Source organism: Pseudomonas sp. BCRC 81390, assembly GCF_030341915.1.
Classification (GTDB): Bacteria; Pseudomonadota; Gammaproteobacteria; order Pseudomonadales; family Pseudomonadaceae; genus Aquipseudomonas.
Window position 1 is genome coordinate 437,207 of record NZ_JATAAG010000010.1, and the last position, 17,474, is coordinate 454,680.

The 17,474-nt window shown below is 64.8% G+C and carries 12 protein-coding genes and 1 rRNA gene; 3 read left to right on the forward strand and 10 right to left on the reverse strand.

Translation table 11 applies throughout. The annotated features are described in order from the left end of the window. Positions 1-230: metal/formaldehyde-sensitive transcriptional repressor (locus QSV36_RS06510; protein ID WP_289130893.1), on the reverse strand; the 230-nt coding region annotated here is incomplete at its 3' end. Between the two features lie 70 nt (positions 231-300). On the opposite strand from QSV36_RS06510, the gene dmeF reads away from it, so the two are divergent. Together dmeF and QSV36_RS06520 are read left to right on the forward strand one after the other, a co-directional pair. Then, positions 301-1,248 carry a CDF family Co(II)/Ni(II) efflux transporter DmeF gene (gene dmeF / locus QSV36_RS06515; protein WP_289130894.1) on the forward strand — a complete coding sequence of 316 codons (948 nt, stop codon included), beginning with the start codon at positions 301-303 and terminating at the stop codon, positions 1,246-1,248. 96 nt (positions 1,249-1,344) lie between these two features. Continuing rightward, entirely contained in the window at positions 1,345-1,689 is a 345-nt protein-coding gene (locus QSV36_RS06520; protein WP_003258412.1) for a cupin domain-containing protein, read from the forward strand. 213 nt (positions 1,690-1,902) lie between these two features. Here the strand turns inward: QSV36_RS06520 and mmsB are convergent, their stop codons facing one another. Together mmsB and QSV36_RS06530 are read right to left on the reverse strand one after the other, a co-directional pair. Continuing rightward, positions 1,903-2,790, reverse strand: a complete 888-nt coding sequence (gene mmsB, locus QSV36_RS06525; RefSeq protein WP_289130895.1) for a 3-hydroxyisobutyrate dehydrogenase — start codon at positions 2,788-2,790, stop codon at positions 1,903-1,905. A gap of 10 nt (positions 2,791-2,800) precedes the next feature. Beyond that, the gene (locus tag QSV36_RS06530; RefSeq protein ID WP_289130896.1) at positions 2,801-4,327 is read right to left on the reverse strand and encodes a CoA-acylating methylmalonate-semialdehyde dehydrogenase; all 1,527 of its coding nucleotides are present in this window, start codon (positions 4,325-4,327) and stop codon (positions 2,801-2,803) included. Between the two features lie 132 nt (positions 4,328-4,459). On the opposite strand from QSV36_RS06530, the gene QSV36_RS06535 reads away from it, so the two are divergent. Next, complete coding sequence (locus tag QSV36_RS06535) at positions 4,460-5,410, forward strand: LysR family transcriptional regulator (protein ID WP_170032673.1); 951 nt, start codon at positions 4,460-4,462, stop codon at positions 5,408-5,410. Positions 5,411-5,529: 119 nt separating this feature from the next. Here the strand turns inward: QSV36_RS06535 and yfiB are convergent, their stop codons facing one another. The 7 genes from yfiB to rrf all read right to left on the reverse strand — a co-directional run. Beyond that, complete coding sequence (yfiB, locus tag QSV36_RS06540; protein ID WP_289130897.1) at positions 5,530-6,021, reverse strand: outer membrane lipoprotein YfiB; 492 nt, start codon at positions 6,019-6,021, stop codon at positions 5,530-5,532. Continuing rightward, positions 6,018-7,283 carry a diguanylate cyclase DgcN/YfiN gene (gene dgcN / locus QSV36_RS06545; RefSeq protein ID WP_289130898.1) on the reverse strand — a complete coding sequence of 422 codons (1,266 nt, stop codon included), beginning with the start codon at positions 7,281-7,283 and terminating at the stop codon, positions 6,018-6,020. The genes yfiB and dgcN overlap by 4 nt, the downstream gene beginning before the upstream one ends. Then, positions 7,280-7,846, reverse strand: coding sequence for a regulatory sequestration protein YfiR (gene yfiR / locus QSV36_RS06550; RefSeq protein WP_289130899.1), 567 nt, complete (start codon positions 7,844-7,846; stop codon positions 7,280-7,282). The genes dgcN and yfiR overlap by 4 nt, the downstream gene beginning before the upstream one ends. A gap of 77 nt (positions 7,847-7,923) precedes the next feature. Next, the gene (recD, locus tag QSV36_RS06555) at positions 7,924-9,999 is read right to left on the reverse strand and encodes an exodeoxyribonuclease V subunit alpha (RefSeq protein ID WP_289130900.1); all 2,076 of its coding nucleotides are present in this window, start codon (positions 9,997-9,999) and stop codon (positions 7,924-7,926) included. A gap of 8 nt (positions 10,000-10,007) precedes the next feature. Then, complete coding sequence (recB, locus tag QSV36_RS06560; RefSeq protein WP_289130901.1) at positions 10,008-13,685, reverse strand: exodeoxyribonuclease V subunit beta; 3,678 nt, start codon at positions 13,683-13,685, stop codon at positions 10,008-10,010. Then, positions 13,682-17,164: an exodeoxyribonuclease V subunit gamma gene (gene recC / locus QSV36_RS06565; protein WP_289130902.1), complete on the reverse strand. Its 3,483-nt coding sequence runs from the start codon at positions 17,162-17,164 to the stop codon at positions 13,682-13,684. The genes recB and recC overlap by 4 nt, the downstream gene beginning before the upstream one ends. Before the next feature lie 221 nt (positions 17,165-17,385). Beyond that, a 5S ribosomal RNA gene (rrf, locus tag QSV36_RS06570) occupies positions 17,386-17,474 on the reverse strand; the annotation flags it as partial.

The following is a 17,474-nucleotide window of genomic DNA, read 5'->3' on the forward strand; positions in this document are numbered from 1 at the left end:
TCCTGCCGCTGCTCGGTGCTCAGCCCGTCCGCCACCAGGTGTTCGCGGATATGCCCTTCCATCACTTCGGCCATCAGCCCGTTCACCGCGCCGCGCACGGCGGCAATCTGCTGCAGGATCGCCAGGCAGTCCTTGTCCTGCTCCAGCGCCGTCTCCAGGGCGGCGGCCTGGCCTTTGATCTTGCGCACCCGGGTCAGCAGTTGCTTCTTGCTCTTCAGGGTATGTGCCATTGGGTTTCGCACCATGCTAGGTATACTGGGGTATAGTATTTTTCTCGACATTCCGGAAGCATGATAAACCATGGCGACGCAAACCTCAGACCGTTGGCAGCACAGCCACCAGTTCCATACCAGTAACCTGGGCGCCGAGCGCAAGACCCGCCTGGCGGTGTGGCTGACCGCCGTGATGATGGTGGCGGAGATTGCCGGCGGCTGGTTCTTCAATTCCATGGCATTGCTGGCCGATGGCTGGCACATGAGTTCCCACGCGCTGGCCCTGGGCCTGTCGCTGCTGGCCTACGCCGCAGCCCGGCGCTATGCCGGCGATCGGCGCTTTGCCTTCGGCACCTGGAAAATCGAGATTCTCGGCGGCTATTCCAGCGCCCTGCTACTGCTCGGGGTGGCGGCGCTGATGGCCTTCCAGTCGGTAGAGCGCTTGCTGGCACCGGGGCTGATCCACTACGACCAGGCGATCTTCATCGCCGCCATGGGCCTGGCGGTCAACCTGATCTGTGCCTGGCTGCTGCGGGACGATCACCATCATCATCATGATCATGACCATCACCATGGCCACGATCATCAGCACGACCACGGCCATCATCACCACGACCTGAACCTGCGCTCGGCCTACCTGCATGTGATCGCCGATGCCGCCACCTCGGTACTGGCCATCGTCGCCCTGCTGGCTGGCAAGTTGTGGGGCGCCGGCTGGCTCGACCCAGTCATGGGCCTGGTGGGTGCGCTGCTGGTGGCGCTGTGGGCCCGGGGATTGCTGCGCGACACCAGCCGGGTACTGCTGGACGCGGAGATGGACGCACCGGTGGTGGCGGAAATACGCGAAGTGGTGGCACAGCTGCCAGTGCCGGCCAGCATTACCGACCTGCACGTGTGGCGTGTCGGTAAGGACCAGTACGCCTGCATCCTCGGCCTCGCCGCTGCTTGCGAACTCAGCGCCGACAGCGTGCGCCAGGCATTGGGCGTGCACGAGGAACTGGCGCATGTCACCGTCGAGGTCAACCGCCTGGCATAGCGCGACCAGACAGCTGGACGTCGAGCCCAGGCAACTGCGGCTCGGCCAATGGCCCTATGGTGACGGGTCATTCAGCCAGTCACCAGGAGTTGTGCCATGTCCGATTTCATAACCGTCCTGCGCGAAACCTGCCCGACACCGGTCGTGGACGCCACCAAGTGGAAGCGCATCGGCGGCGATCCGCACACCGTCAACCTCAACGCCTACCTGTCGGCCGACGGCAGCAAGATCATGGGCACCTGGATTTGCACCCCGGGCAAGTTCGAGGTCAACTACGAGAAGTGGGAGTTCTGCCACTTCCTTGATGGCTACTGCATCATCACCCCGGAAGGCGAAGAGCCGAAACACCTGAAAGCAGGCGACGTGTTCGTGATCGAGCCGGGGATGAAAGGTACCTGGGAAGTGGTCGAAACTGTGCGCAAGTATTTCGTCTTCGCCTGATTTCAAAGACTGACATCGCCCCCTGTGGGAGCGGGTTTACCCGCGAATGCGGCGGTAAAGCTACTGCAGCATTCGCGGGTAAACCCGTTCCCACAGAGTCATATGCTGCCCGCTGAATCGGAAGCAAAAAAATCGCGGATCAGGCGCCCTTCCCTCTGGTGCGCAGTTACAGAGGGAAGGCCACCTGGCCCGCGATGAAGTCCACCTCGCGCGTCAATCCTTCTTGCGGTAACTCTCGACGATGGCCGAGAAATCCTTGCCCCCTTCACCGCGCAGGCTCATGGCCTGGTACAGCTGTTGGGCCACGGCCCCGAGGATCACCGGTTGGTGCGCCTGGCGCGCCGCTTCGGTGGCCAGGCCCAGGTCCTTGAGCATCAGCTCGGCGCCAAACCCACCGGTATACCCCCGCGATGCAGGCGCAGTTTCGATGATGCCGGGCCATGGGTTGTAAGTGTCCGAACTCCAGCAACGGCCGGTCGAACTGTTGATGATGCCGGCCAGTACCTTGGTGTCGATGCCCAGCGCATTGCCCAGCGCCATGGCTTCGGACACACCGACCATCGAGATGCCCAGCAGCAGGTTGTTGCAGATCTTGGCGATCTGCCCGGTGCCGACATCGCCGCAATGCACGATGTTGCGGCCCATCTGCTCCAACACCGGCTTCAGGGTGGCGAACAGCTCGGTGCTGGCGCCAACCATGAAGGTCAGGGTGCCAGCCGCAGCGCCACCGGTGCCGCCGGACACCGGCGCATCGCCCATGTCCACGCCTTTGGCGGCAGCCGCCTTGGATACATCGCGCGCGGTTTGCGGGTCGATGGTGCTGCAATCCACGGTGGGCGTGCCAGGGCGGATACCCGCCAGCACGCCATCTTCATTCAAGTAAACGCTGCGCACATGGGCAGCGGCCGGCAGCATGGTGATCACCAGCTCGCTGTTGGCCACCGCGTCCTTGGGCGAAGGGCTGATCTGCCCGCCCAGTTCGGCGAGCTCGGCCAGCACGGCCTTGTTCAGGTCGAACAGGTTCAGTTGGTGTCCGGCCTTGATCAGGTTGCGGGCCATCGGTGCGCCCATGTTGCCGAGGCCGATGAATGCGATACGCATGACGCTCTCCTTAACGCAGGCTGATGGTGGTGTTCACACCGTCGTTGACACTGTCGTCATCGAACCAGCGGGCGGTGACGGTCTTGGTCTGAGTGTAGAACTGCACCACTTGCTTGCCGTACGGGCCGAGGTCGCCGAGCTTGGAGCCACGGGAGCCGGTGAAGCTGAAGAACGGCACCGGTACCGGGATCGGAATGTTGATACCTACCTGGCCGATGTCGATTTCGCTCTGGAACTTGCGCGCGGCTGCGCCGCTCTGGGTGAACAGGCCGGTGCCGTTGCCGAACGGGTTGGCGTTGACCAGGGCGATGGCCTCGTCGAGGGTGTCGACCTCCAGGGTCACCAGTACCGGGCCGAAGATTTCCTGGGTGTAGATCTGCATGTCGGTCTTCACCCCCGAGAACAGGGTTGGGCCGACGAAGTTGCCTTGCTCGTAACCCGGCACCTTGACGTCACGGCCGTCGAGTTCCAGCTTGGCACCTTCCTTGATACCGCTTTCGATCAGGCCCAGCACACGCTCCTTGGCACGCTTGGAAACCACCGGGCCGACATCGGTGCCTGGCTCACAACCAGCATTGACCTTGAGCTTGCTGGCCGCTTCCTTGATGTCTGGCAGCCATTCGCGTGCCTTGCCGACCAGTACCGCCACCGAGGTGGCCATGCAGCGCTGGCCCGCCGCGCCGAAGGCGGCACCGACCAGGGCGTTGATGGTTTGGGTGCGGTTGGCATCGGGCAACACCACTGCGTGGTTCTTGGCGCCCATCATCGACTGCACGCGCTTGCCGTGCTGGCTGCCCAGGTTGTACACGTGGGTGCCCACTTCGGTGGAGCCGACGAAGGAAATCGCCTTGATGTCCGGGTGGGTGCAGATGGCATCCACCACTTGCTTGCCACCGTGCACCACGTTGAGCACGCCAGCCGGTACGCCGGCTTCCAGCGCCAGCTCGACCAGCAGCATGGTCGACAGCGGGTCCTGCTCGGACGGCTTGAGCACGAAGGTGTTGCCGCAGACGATGGCCATCGGGAACATCCACAGCGGGATCATGGCCGGGAAGTTGAACGGGGTGATACCGGCGCATACGCCAATGGGCTGACGCAAGGTATAGGTATCGACGCCACCGGCGACGTTTTCGGCGAATTCGCCCATCTGCAGGGTGCCGATCGAGGCTGCATGCTCGACCACTTCCAGGCCGCGGAAGATATCGCCTTCGGCATCGGCCAGGGTCTTGCCTTGTTCGGCACTGAGCACCTGGGCGATGCGCTTGGTATGTTCGCGGATCAGCGCCTGCAGCTTGAGCATGATGCGCATGCGTGCGCCAATCGGGGTATCGCGCCAGGTCTTGAAGGCACGCTGGGCAGCGGCCACGGCGGCGTCCACTTCCTCGGCGGTGGCAAACGGTACGCGCGCCAGCACTTCCTGGGTGGCCGGGTTGACGATATCGCGCCATTCAGAGGTCTTGGACTCGACCCACTGGCCGTCGATCAGCAGCTTGACCTGGTCGATTTTGGTCTGGTTAGGGGATTGCGGTGCGTTCATCTGCGTTCTCCTTGGAATTATTGTCGGGACGAGATCGCCAGCGCCGAGCAAACGCAAGCTGGCGTCCTGAGGCTTGTTTCGAGTATAGATGTGCAAACATCCAACAAGAACGCACAAAAAAACCGGATCATCATGCAAAAAGACCTCACATCCCTGAGCGCGCTCAACTGGGACGACCTGAAGTTCTTCCTCGAAGTGGCCCGTACCCGCAAGGCCAGCAGCGCTGCCAAGCGCCTGAGCGTCGACTACACCACGGTGTCGCGGCGCATCAGCTCGCTGGAAGGGGCACTCGGCACCCTGCTGTTCGAGAAGTCGCGCACCAACGGCTTTGTCCTTACCGCCGAAGGCCAGCGCCTGCTGGGCTATGCCGAGTCGATCGAGAGCACGCTGCACATGGCCTGCGAACAGGTGTCCGGGTCGGGCGTGGCGTTGTCCGGGCACGTGCGCATGGGCTGCACCGAAGGGTTCGGCAGTTTTTTCGTCACCCCGCAGCTGAGCCACTTCGTCGATGCCTACCCGGCAATCTCGGTGGACATACTGCCGCTGCCGCACTTCATCAGCCTGTCCAAGCGCGAGGCGGACATCGTCATTGCCCTGGAACGACCGGAGCATGGGCCGTACGTGTGCTGCAAGCTGTGCGACTACCGCTTGCGGCTGTACGCCACCCGGGAATATCTCGATAACCACGCCCCCATCCGCCAGATCGCGGACCTGGCCAGGCACCCGTTCATCAGTTACGTGGACGACCTGGCGTTCAGCTCGGAGCTGCTGTACCTGGCCAACCTGATCCCCAGCGCCAGCGCGCATTTGCGCAGCACCAGCGTGATTGCCCAATACACGGCGGCGCTGCAAGGGCGAGGGTTGGCGATATTGCCCTGCTTCCTGGCCGCGCAGGATCCACGACTGGTGACGGTACTGCCGGAAGAAATCGAGGTGACACGGCAATTCTGGATGTACTGCCGGGAGGATTTGCGCAAGTTGAAGCGGATTACCCTGTTGTGGGATTACATCCGCGGGGTGACCGAGGCCAATGCGCCGCTGTTGATGGGCGAGACGCGGGAGATGCGCTTTGCTCAGGAGTGATCATGCTTGGGGCAGCATCGATAGTGTGGGAGCGGGCTTGCCCGCGAACACCGGCGGAGCCGGTGCCAGGCACCCTGTAGCCCGCTCTCGCAAGTAGGTCTGTAACCGTAGCGCAGGAATCAGTAGGAAGCCACGACAATAGACACCCGCCGGTTCTCGGTACGCCCGGCGCTGGTGCGGTTGTCCGCCACCGGCTGGCTGCTGCCCAGGCCACGGCTGTGGATATTCCGTGCCGGCATGCCTACCGCGACCAACGCCTTGGCCACGCTTTGCGCACGCCGCTCGGACAGCTGTTGGTTGTACGCCGCCTTGCCCGACGCGTCGGCATGCCCGTCCACCCGCACGCCCTGGATGCCAACGCCGAGCAATGCCTTGCCGATACGTTCGACAATCGCCTGGCTCTGGCTGTTGAGGCTGTCCAGGTCGCTGCCGAACAGCACCTTGCCGGACAAGTCATAGGCCCAACCTTCGTCGGTCGGGGTAAAGCCTTCGCGCTTGAGCACAGCGATCTGTTCGGCGCTCAGGCCTTTGGGCGGCGTGCTCTGGCAACCAGCCAAGGCCAGCAGCGCCAGCACCAAGGCCCATAGGGGGAAACGCACAGCCTGCTTCACGGGTTCAACTCCTGTTTGTTGTTTTCCATCTGCGCGACGTGCCAGTGCCCGCGGCGATTGCGCTTGGCCTGGTACATCGCCGCGTCGGCAGCATTCAGAAGACTGGCAGGATCGCTGCCGTCATCCGGGTAATAGGCGATACCGACACTCACCGAGGTGGCGATACTGCGGCCACTGTCCAGTTGCACCGGCAGCTTCATGCTGGCAACGATCTTCTCGGCAACGCGCTCGGCATCCTGGCGCGAATGCAAAGGCGTCAGCAACACGGCGAACTCGTCGCCGCCCAGGCGCGCCACCAGGTCGTGCTCACGCAGCTGGGCGCGCACACGATCGGCCACGCTGATCAGCACTTCATCGCCCACGGCATGACCGAGGGTATCGTTGATCTGCTTGAAGTGGTCACTGTCGAGAAACAGCAGCGCCAGGTGCTCCTGCTGCCGCTCGGCGTTACGCAGGCTGCGGGTCAGGCGCCCCTCGAAAAAGGCGCGGTTGGGCAGGCCGGTCAAGCTGTCATGGCTGGCCTGGTGGGCCAGCGTCTGGTTTTCGTTTTGCAGGTGGCTGTGCCACACCTCAAGTTCATCCAGCAGGGCATTGAAGTCGTTGCCCAGTTCATGAAGCTCGGCTATCGGTGCTTCCGGTACACGCCGATCGAAGCTGCGCCCCCGGCGGGCGGCGTGAGCAACGCTGGCCAGGCCGCGCAGCGGGCGGACGATATCACCGAGCAAACGCCGCGACAGGTATTGCGCAGCCAGGGCGCTGAGCAGCGAACAGAACAGGATGCCGAGCAGCCCGCTGAGCAGGAACAGCAACAGGCTGCGCCCCTGGCCAACCAGTTCGATGCGCCCGACCTGCCGCTGCTGGTGAACAATCGGCAGTTTGACCGGCTCATCCAGCAAAGCGCTGGCAACCTGCCCTTCCAACCGCGCAAGCAGGCCGCTATCACTGCGCTGCCAATGCGCCAGTTGCTGGCCTTCGTTGTCGAATACCCTGGCTTCAGCCACTTCCTCGGCGCTGGCAATCAGCGCCAGCGCTTCGTTGGCCGCGGCGCCGTCGTCGAACACCACGGCCGCTTCCACGGTGTAACTGATCGAGCGGGCGATCAGGTGCAAGTTGTGGTTGGCATAAACACGCAGGGCGAGCACGCCCAGCAGGGTCAGGGAAACGCCCGCCAGGCCGACGGCGAGCAAAGCGACGCTCAGGTGGCCACGGCCGAGCACCGAGCGCAGGGTCGGGCGTGCGCCGCGCTTGTGCGCCAGTTTCATGGCTGCACCGCCCGGCGCTGCGACAATTGCAGCACGCTGGGGTGAATGCGCACACCGGAGCGTGCCACCGAGTCGAGGTTGACCTCGAAGGCAACCTGCCGGTCGCTGACCCGCAGGCAGAACAGGCTGCCGACCGTGCAGGGGTCGTCCGCTTCGCTGATGCTCAGTACCGGGTGGCCACTGACACGCTCGAACAGCCGGTCACGCTGGCCCTGGTCGAGCTTGCCGATATACAGGGCATCGCAGGCCTGGGCGACCTGGCTATCCGTCGCCAGCAGGCGCCGCACCTGCAGCGGCTGGCCGGACTCCTGGACGTGGCCTTTGATCAGGTCATCGGCGTACTCGGTCGGGCCGACCAGGCACAGCCGCAAGGGTAAGGGTTCGACGGGCCAGCGGGCATAGCTGAAGATGCCGAGCACTACCTGAGTAACGGCTTTGGCGCGTTGCTGCGCCTGGGCGACGGTTGTTGCGGTGTCCGCCCGGGCAGGACCTGCTGCAAGGAACAGGGCGGCCAGCAATAGCGAAAGCACACAGCTTGTCACTCGCCTTGCGGCCAGCTTCATGCGGGAAATCTCTCAAGATCCTATCGGACTACGGCGCAACGATAGCATATGGCCGCCCTACAAGACCGCGTGCGGATTCAGACTTGTTCGAGCATCAACCCGGAAATACGCCGAACCTTGCGCGCCACCGCTTCTTCGAAAATGCCATGGCGGGGTTCGACCAGGCTGAAGCAGTGCTTGGCGCGGGTAATCCCGGTGTATATCAGCTCCTTGGTCAGCACCGGGTTCAGTGCTTCCGGCAGCACCAGAGCGGTGTGGCCGAACTCCGAGCCCTGGGACTTGTGCACGGTCATGGCGAATACCGTTTCCACCTCGTTCAACCGGCTGGGCAGGACGAAACGTACCCCGCCACTGCCGTCATTGCGCGGAAATGCCACGCGCAGCAGGGGCTCGCCGCGCTCGTCAGGCAGGCGCAGCGCGATGCCGATATCACCGTTCATCAGGCCCAGGCCGTAATCGTTGCGCGTCACCAGCACCGGGCGCCCTTCGTACCAGGGCTGCTGGCTGTCGATCAACCCGGCATTGTGCAGCACCCGTGCCACCCGCTCGTTGAGGCCTTCGACGCCCCAGGCCCCGCGGCGTACCGCACACAGTAGCTGGAAGTCCTCGAAGCTTTGCAGCACTTTGCCTGCCCACTGCTCCCAGGCAGGATCATCAACGGCGGTATCGAACGCCGGACGGTAGCGTCCGAGGGTACGCAGATAACTGCGGTAGCCCTGCGGCCCATCGCTGCCTCGGTCGAGGCCGTCGAGCAGCAAGCGGTCGAAGGCGCGGTCGTGCGCCTGCTTCAGGGCCAGGCTGTGCACGTCGGCTGGCGGCATGGCCAGCAGGTTGCGCGCCGCGTGCGCTTCCTGGCGGTTGACCAGCCGGGCCAGCTGGCCAATGCCGCTGCCTTCGCCGAAACGCCGCGAGAAGCGCAACATAACCACCTGCTGGGCCAGCGGATGGCGCTGCTCGTCACCGCTCTTGAGGCCACTGCCGGCCAGCGACTCGCCACCGACCTGCTCCAACCATGCCTGGGTCGCCGGCGAATAACAGCCGTCTTCGGCGTCACGGCACAGGTCGCCCAGTACCGCACCGGCCTCGACCGAGGCCAGTTGGTCCTTGTCGCCCAGCAGCACCAGGCGCGCGCGTGGCGGCAGGGCATCGAGCAGGTTGGCCATCATTTCCAGGTCGATCATCGAGGCTTCGTCGACCACCAGTACATCCAACGGCAATGGGTTGCCGGCATGATGGCGGAAGTGTCGTGAGCCTGGTCGGCTGCCGAGCAGACGGTGCACGGTACTGACCTCGGTAGGGATCTGCCCGCGTACCTCGGCGCTGACCTGAAGGCGTTCGACTTGCTGGCCGATGGATTCGGTCAGGCGCGCCGCCGCCTTGCCGGTCGGCGCGGCCAGGCGGATGCGCAGTGGCCTGCCCTGCTCCACCGCCGGCGCCTGCAGCAAGGCCAACAGGCGTACCACGGTGGTCGTCTTGCCGGTACCGGGGCCACCAGTGATGATGCTGAAGCCGGCGCGGGTGGCCAGGGCGCAGGCGAGTTTCTGCCAGTCGACCTGGCCTGCGGGCGCTCCCCCGTCGAACAGTTGCGCCAGGCGGGCCGGCAGGTCGGCCGGTGCTGCTTCGGCCTGGGTCAGGCGCTGACGCAGGATATGGTCGATGCGCCGCTCGTAATTCCAGTAGCGGCGCAGGTACAGGCGCTCGCCGCTGAGCACCAGCGGCCGCGCTTGCTGCCCCGGGGTATCGCCGGCAGCTACCAGCGTGCTGGCGGCAATCCGTTGGCGCCAGGCGAGCAGGTCGAGGTTGGCCAGCAATTGCGAGGGCAGCAGCAAGGGGCCGGTCAAGGCATCGCCTTCGGGCGGCAACGACAGGGCAAAGTCGGGTTCTGCCAGGGTTTGCTGCAAGTCGAGGCAGACATGGCCATGGCCCAGCTGGTGGCTCGCCAGGGCAGCGGCCAGCAACAGCAAGGGGTCGCTACCGGGAGCGCGCTCTTCCAGGAACGACACGAACGCGCGGTCCAGGGCTCGCAACCAGCCGCGCTCCACCCAACGGTCGAGCAGTTGCAGCAGGTCGGCGCTGTCGTGCTGTGGCTTCAGGGCCAGCAAGTGCCCGGCCTGCAGCGGGGTGGGCAACAGGCCGGCGAGGCTTCGGCTCATGGTGCGGCTCATATCATGGCTCCGGCAAACAGGTCCTGCTGCATGGGCGGGTGCTCGCCGCGGAACAGCGCATCAAGGCTTTCGATCAGCTCACGCGGCGGCTTGCTGTGATATACGCCGTGGCCGCTGCTGCTGGCACCGCGCAGGAAGATGAACAGGGCGCCGCCGACATGGCGGTCGTAGTCATAATCGGGCAGGCGTGCGCGCAGCTGGCGATGCAGGGCCAGCACGTACAACACGTACTGCAGGTCGTAACGGTGTTCGAGAATGGCTTTTTCCATGGCCAGGCCATCGTAGGCCTGGATGTCCGGGCCCAGCCAGTTGGACTTGTAATCGGCCACGTAGTAGAGCCCATCCAGCTCGAATGCCAGGTCGATGAAGCCTTTGAACATGCCGTTGAGCAAGGTCGGTTGCGCCGCCGGGCGCGCCAGGCCGGGGTGGGTATGGCGCGCCACCAGGCGGTCGAGCTGTTCGGCATCGACCTGACGGCTGGCGAACCAGAACTCCATTTCGACCTGATAATGGCGCAACTGCCCAAGGGTCACGCTCAGGCCCTTGCCTGACAAGGGTAGCGCCTCGCCCAGCAGGCGTTGCAGCCATTGGCTGAGGGTGGTGATCCAGCCGGTCCAGTCACGCCGGTTGCAGCGCTGACCGACGGTTTCCTTGATCAGTTGCGGGTTGCCACTCACCTGTTCGAAGCCCTCACGGCCCGCCCACTCCAGCAAGCCGTGGAGGAAGGTACCGGGGTTGGGCCCACGCGGGAAGCGGTGGATATCGCCACTGTCGGCCGGGACCTCGCGCAACATCTGTGCATCGGCCCTTTCGTCGTCGAACAACTGCTGCGCCTGCGAGCTGTCGGCGCCGAGTGCCTGCTCGCCGATGCGCAGCGCGCTGTACGAGGCGATCCACCAGTGCTCGACCGCCGCACGGCGCGGCTTGCGGGCCGGCAGCAGCTCCCGCGCGGCATGTGGCATGCGATACAGCTGCTGGTCCGCCTGCGGCAGGCCGGGGCAGCTGATATACGGGCTGGTTGCCGCCAGGGCCTGCAACCAGTTCCCCAGCTGTTCCGAGCCCGGCAAGGCGAGGCCGCCACCGAGCAGGTAGCCGAACGCCGAACGGTGCAACTGCGAGCTCTTCTGGTTGCCGCGCTTGAGGTCGGCAACGCCCAGCCAACAGGCATGCTGGGCACGGGTCAGGGCCACGTAGAGCAGGCGCAGGTCCTCGGCCAGGCGCTCGTCATCGGCGCGCTCGACCTGTTCCGGGGCCGGCGTGAGGGTGAGATGGGCGTTACCCAGGCTGTCATGCCAGGCCAGCGGCAGACGGCTGCCGTCGACCGGTTTGCTGGTGCAGATGAACGGCAGGTAGACCAAGGGGTATTCCAGGCCCTTGGACTTGTGAATGGTCACCACCTTGACCAGTTGCTCGTCGCTTTCCAGGCGCAGGATCTGCTCCTCGCCGGCCTGGCCGGAACTGGCCAGATGCTCGGCCAGATGCCGAATCAGTGCCTGTTCGCCATCCAGTTCGCCAGCGGCCTGCTGCAGCAGTTCGGCCAGGTGCAGCAGGTTGGTCAGCACCCGCTCGCCATCACTGCGGCGGATCAGCGTGCGCGGCAGCTGGAAGTCATGCAGCAGGTGCCGCAGCATTGGCAGCACGCCCTGGCGCTGCCAGATATCGCGGTAACGGCGAAAACGCATGACCCAGTCTTCCCAGACGCGCTCGTCCTGGTTCAGCCGGTCCAGCGCCGCCAGCGACAGATTGAGGGTCAGGCTGGCCAGGGCGGCCTTGAGCAGGCGTTCCGAATCGGGTTCGGCGCAGGCCTTCAGCCAGGCCAGCAGGTCGTGCGCTTCCTGGGCGGCGAACACCGAGTCCTTGTCGGACAGGTAGACGCTGCGTACCTCGCGCGCGGCCAGCTCGGCACGGACCATTTGCGCTTCGTAGCCGTCACGGACCAGGATGGCGATGTCAGAGGGCAGGCACGGGCGCAGTTCGCCCTCGGCATTGCGAAAACCTGTACTGCCCTGCTGGCCGCCATTGAGCAAGGCAACGATATGGCTGGCGCAACTGGCCGCCAGTTGCTGGCGGTAGACGCTGCTGGAGACCGGCTCCTCGCTTTCCAGCTGCCAGCATTGCAGGGCGGCACAGGGTTGACCGTCGATCAGCAATTGTTCGCCGCGGCCTTTGGCACGAACCTCGATAAATGGCAGCGGGTTGTCATCAGCCTCGCGGAACAGGAACGCACCGCGCCCGGTTTCACGCGTCTCGGCCTGCAGGAACAGCTGGTTGACCGCCGCAACCATGGCTTTGCTGGAGCGGTAGTTGGTGTCCAGGCTGTGCAGGCGGCCGCTGGTAGCACGGCGCGCGGCCAGGTAGGTGTAGATGTCGGCGCCACGGAAGGCATAGATCGCCTGCTTGGGGTCGCCGATCATGAACAGCCCGGTTTGGCTGCGGTTTTTGCTGATCTGGTAGATGCGCTCGAAGATACCGTACTGGACCGGATCGGTGTCCTGGAATTCGTCGATCAGGGCGACCGGGAACTGTTCGCGGATCAGCCCGGCCAGGCGCTCGCCGGCCTCGCTGGCCAAGGCCTGCTGCAGGCGCATGAGCATGTCGTCGAAGCCCATTTCCGCACGCCGACGCTTTTCGATTTCGAAGCGTGCCGCTACCCAGCTGGCCGCATGCTCAAGCAAGGGCGCCTCCGGGCTGTCCAGGGCTTGCAACTGTTGCTGCAGGGCCTGCATGGCATCGAGGGCCGGGTGGACGGGTGGCTCACCGGACTTCCACGCGTCAAGCATGCCCGCCGGCGTCAAGCGATTGAAGCCGCTGCCCAACTCCAGCTCGACCAGCTGTTCGTCAGCAGCCCAGGCGCAGAGCTTGTCGCACCAGGAATCAAAATACTGCGCACGCATCTTGCGGCCGTCGACCTGCTTGGCGGCCACCGCAGCATGGCACATCTGCCGCAGCTCCTCGGCCCATTGCGCCCACGGTGCCTTGAGCCGGGCCAACTGCTCGCCACGCTGCTGCAGCGACGCCTCGATCAGCGCCGCCGGCTCCAGCCCTTCGTGCTGGGTGCGCACCCGGCCGAACAGCGGGCGGATGCGCGACAGCAAGGCGTCAGGGCTACCCCACTGGTTGCGCACCCAGGCCAGCGCATCGCCTTGCATGCCATAGCAGAAGCGCCGCCAGTAATCGCGTACCACTTGCGCCAACAAGTCACTGTGGTCGGTTTCCAGGGTCTGGGTGAACAGGCTGCCGCTGTCGAAGGCGTGCTCGCGGAGCATGCGCTGACACCAGCCGTGGATGGTCGACACGGCGGCCTCGTCCATCCACTGCACAGCGATCTCCAGGCGGCCGGCACAGCGCGGCCAGGCCTCTTCCGGGTAGTCATCGCGCAGCTGGTGCAACAGCGGATCAGCAGCTTGCAGTTCACCACGGAAGAACCGCGCAGCTTCGGCCAGGCGGGCGCGGATGCGCTCGCGCAGCTCTTTGGTCGCGGCGTCGGTGAAGGTCACCACCAGGATCTGCGGGGGCAGCAGCTCGCGATCGAAGCCCTGCTCGCCGCCGTGGCCGAGGATCAGGCGCAGGTACAGCGCCGAAATGGTGAAAGTCTTGCCCGTGCCGGCGCTGGCCTCGATCAGTTGGCTGCCATGCAGGGGGAAACTCAGTGCCAGGGGACGGTCCTGGGTCATGCGCCTTTCTCCGGGTTGCCCAGGGTCTGCCAAGGGGCGTCGAACAATGGGCGGTACAACGTTTCGCACCAGCCTTCGAAGGTTTCATCAGCCGTGAGCGCGGCAAAGTCGCGGAACTGGCGGGCCAGGGCCACGCTTTCACTGCGCTCGCCGAAACTGGTGCGGCCGTCGCCTTCGTAGGCGCGGGTTGCAGCGGCCAGGGCTTTGTCGCTGTCGTCCTGGGCCAGCCAGGCGAATGCGGTCTTGGCCGCGACCGGCAATGGTGCGTTCATCGCCGCCTGACGGGCCACCAGCAAGTCGCTCAGCAACTGCGCCGCCTGCGCTTGCGGCAATGGTGCAAGCAGCAGGGTCAGGTCACTGGCCACCAGTGCGCTGTGATAGGGATAGCCCGCTGCGCAGGCTGCCAGGTGGGTGACCCAGGGCACGATCAGGCGGTGCCACTTGAGGGCATTGCGCCCCGCACTGATGGTGTTGGGCACGGTCGTGATACTCAGCAGGCTCTGGTCATCCGCCTGGAACACCCGGCCCAGCCAGCCTTCGAGGCGGTGTTGGCCATGTTCGAAATGCACCGGCAACGCGCCCTCGACCAGGCGCGGCCAGCGTTGCAACAACTGGCGGTGGCGTTGCAGCAGGTCTGGCAGCGGCTCGATCAGCTCGCGCTGCAGCAACTCGCCGAACCCCGCCAGTGGCAGCAGGCCACAGGCCTGCAGGCGCCGGGCCTGTATCTGCAGGGCCTGTTCGGCATTGTCCGGCTCGGCCAGCGCGGCGCCGAGCAGGCTTTCGCTGGCACCGTAGCGTTGCAGGGCGTCGAGGACGAAGGGCTCTTCGTCCGGGGTCGGTGCCTCTAACGCTTCGAAGTACACCTTCAGGCGTTGGCTGAAGAAGTGCCGCACCGGATGGCGCAGAAAGTCACCCAGCAGGGTCAGGTTCAGGGCTTCGTCGTTCTGATAGGGTGGCAGGCCGGGGTCGCCCTGCTCGTCATCCGGCTCCTGCTGATGCAGCACCTGCCATTCATGGGCAAAGCTGAACAGCGGGCTGCCTTGCTGGAAGTAGCGCGGGCTGAACGGCTGCAACGGGTGTTCCTGGGTCAGCGCATGCAGCAGCTGCTCGCCGGGCTCGGCTGGCTGCCCTTGCTGCGCATTTGCCAGAAGCCAGCCAGCCGCAAGGTGGTCACGCAGCTGGCCGATCAGTACCGAGGCCGGGCGTTCGCTGTTGTCGCGGATGCTACGCCCGACCCAGCTGATATAAAGCTGGTCGCGTGCCGACAGTAACGCCTCCAGTAGCAGGTAGCGGTCATCCTCGCGGCGCGAACGGTCTCCCGGGCGGTAGTCGCTGGCCATCAGGTCGAAGTCCAGCGGTTGCTGGGCACGGGGGTAGTCGCCATCGTTCATGCCTAGCAGGCACACCACCCGGAACGGGATGGCGCGCATCGGCATCAGCGTGCAGAAGTTCACCGAGCCGGCGAGGAAGCGCTGGGACAACTTGCCCTGGTCAAGGCCCGACAGCCAGGCTTCACGTACGACGGTCAACGGCAACGGGTCTTGCAGGCCAACGGCCTCGCATACTTCAAGCCAGCCGTCGCGCAGATCCTGCAATTGCATCAGCAAAAACTCGTCACGCTCGCCCTCGGCCAGGAAGAATACCTGCAACAGAGCATGCAGGCGCTCGCCCCACTGGCTGACCGTGGCAGGTTCGGACAAAGCCTGGCAGGCCACGTCTAGGGCTTCCAGCAAGGCGGCCAGCGGGCCGATCAGGGCCGCATCCAGGCCGCCGATTTCATCGTAGGGTTCGATGTCGTCGCAGGCCTCTCCCACGCCGACCGCGTAACCCAGCAACATGCGCCGCAAGCCGAACCGCCAACTGTTCTGTTCCAGCCCTGCAGGTAACCCGAGGCTGGCCCGCTGCTCGGCATCGAGGCCCCAGCGGATGCCGGCGCCCTCGATCCAGCGGTGCAGCGTGGGCAGGTCGCTTTCGCGGATACCGAAACGGGCGCGGACTGCCGGCACGTCCAGCAGGTCGAGCACTTCACTGACCGCGAAACGGCTGTCCGGCAGCTTCAGCAGGTGTTCGAGCGCAATCAGCAAGGGCTCGCGGCCGCGCTGGCCCTGGTCGGTCAGGGTGAACGGGATGTAGCGTGGGTCGTTGCGCTGCAACTGCCCGAATACGGCGCGGATATGCGGCGCATAGGTGTCGATGGCCGGCAGCATGACGATGACGTCACGAGGGCGCAGGGTGGGGTCGGCACTGAAGCGGGCCAGCAACTGGTCATGGAGTATCTCCACTTCACGCTGCGGGCTGTGGGCAATGTGGAAGCGGATCGAGCGATCCTGCGTCGGGTCGATTGCCGGCCACAGTTCGCGGGTTTCGGCGAGCGGACGCAGTTCGAGGATGTCGTCCTGCAACTGGTTGAGCAGCGTGGCAGGCGAGCCGTCGCTGAACAAGTCGATGCGGCCATCGCTGAACACGCCTTGGTAACTGGCAGGGTCATCGTAACTGTCGAGCAGGTTGATGTAGTCACGGCCTTGTTTGCCCCAAGCGGCCAGCAGCGGGTGGGCGTGTTGATGCAGCGACTGGTCGTCCAGTTGCAGGGGCATGCCTTGCTTGCGCTGCTGGCGCTTGTATTGATGCCGCAGCAGGTCCTTGTCGGCAACGATATCGGCCCAGTGGTGGCGACATGGGTTGTGCACGCACAGCAACACTTGGCTGAAGCGAGCCAGGCCGGCGAGTGCTTCCAGGGCCTGGGCTGGCAACGAGGAAATGCCGAACACGATGACCCGGGGCGGTAGCCCCGGCGGTGCCTGTTCCAGGCTGTTGATACGTTCGATGAAGCGCTGATGGACGCCAGCACGGCTTTGCGCCATGCCCTGCTCGCCGACATCCTCCAGCAATGCACGCCATAATTCGGCCTGCCAGCGGTTCCCCGGGGGCAGTGGCTTGCGCTCACCACGGGCGGTGTTGAGGACGTGCTCACCGCCAGCCCAGTCCTTGAGCCAGTCAGCGCGGTAGACCTGGTATTGGTCGAACAGGTCGGCCAGGCGCTCGGCGAGCTGATAGCGCTTGCGCAGGTCACTGTCGTCGGTCAGGAAACGCCGCAGCGGCTCGAAGTGCGGGCGCTCGATCAAGGCTGGGAGCAGGCGCATCAGGCGCCAGGTCAGCGGTGCCTTGTCGAGCAGGGAAACCTGGGGAATCTCGTCGCGCCCCAGCACGCTCCGGTACAACTGCCACATGAAGCTGCCTGGTAGTTGCACATCAATTGCAGCAGCGATGCCGCAGCCACCAAGGTCATCTTCCAGTGGATCTTCAGCCAGGGCCAGTTTGAGCCACTGGGCGATGCCATTGCTTTGTACCAAGGCGATTTCGTTTTCCAGCGGCGCCAGGGGATAACGACGCATCCAGCTAACCACCAGGCTGCGCAGGTCGTCGAGGCGGTTGCCATGGACGATCATGAAGCCGGGGTGAAGGTGGGTGGTGCTGGGCATCGACAGGTCTCTGCAAGGCGCTGGTGGCTGAGGGGGAACGATACCACGCGAACAGTCTAGGAGCGCTTTAGCCGCGAAACAGGCGACGTGGTGGCAGACACCGGCTTTGCCGGTGTTCGCGGGTGAACCCGCGCCTGCAGGTGCCACGCAAGCTCGGGATTTTTGCACCCCAAAGACAAAACCCCTACCTGCCTGTGCAGATAGGGGTTTTGCGAAATGAATCTTGACGATGACCTACTCTCACATGGGGAAGCCCCACACTACCATCGGCGATGCATCGTTTCACTGCTGAGTTCGGGATGGGATCAGG

Excerpts from the sequence above, each read along its gene's own strand:
- recD (WP_289130900.1), bottom strand. The coding sequence starts at position 9,999 with ATGAGCCGAAGCCTCGCCGGCCTGTTGCCCACCCCGCTGCAGGCCGGG.
- QSV36_RS06535 (WP_170032673.1), top strand. The coding sequence starts at position 4,460 with ATGCAAAAAGACCTCACATCCCTGAGCGCGCTCAACTGGGACGACCTG.
- mmsB (WP_289130895.1), bottom strand. The coding sequence starts at position 2,790 with ATGCGTATCGCATTCATCGGCCTCGGCAACATGGGCGCACCGATGGCC.
- yfiR (WP_289130899.1), bottom strand. The coding sequence starts at position 7,846 with ATGAAGCTGGCCGCAAGGCGAGTGACAAGCTGTGTGCTTTCGCTATTG.
- dgcN (WP_289130898.1), bottom strand. The coding sequence starts at position 7,283 with ATGAAACTGGCGCACAAGCGCGGCGCACGCCCGACCCTGCGCTCGGTG.
- dmeF (WP_289130894.1), top strand. The coding sequence starts at position 301 with ATGGCGACGCAAACCTCAGACCGTTGGCAGCACAGCCACCAGTTCCAT.
- QSV36_RS06530 (WP_289130896.1), bottom strand. The coding sequence starts at position 4,327 with ATGAACGCACCGCAATCCCCTAACCAGACCAAAATCGACCAGGTCAAG.
- recC (WP_289130902.1), bottom strand. The coding sequence starts at position 17,164 with ATGCCCAGCACCACCCACCTTCACCCCGGCTTCATGATCGTCCATGGC.
- recB (WP_289130901.1), bottom strand. The coding sequence starts at position 13,685 with ATGACCCAGGACCGTCCCCTGGCACTGAGTTTCCCCCTGCATGGCAGC.
- QSV36_RS06520 (WP_003258412.1), top strand. The coding sequence starts at position 1,345 with ATGTCCGATTTCATAACCGTCCTGCGCGAAACCTGCCCGACACCGGTC.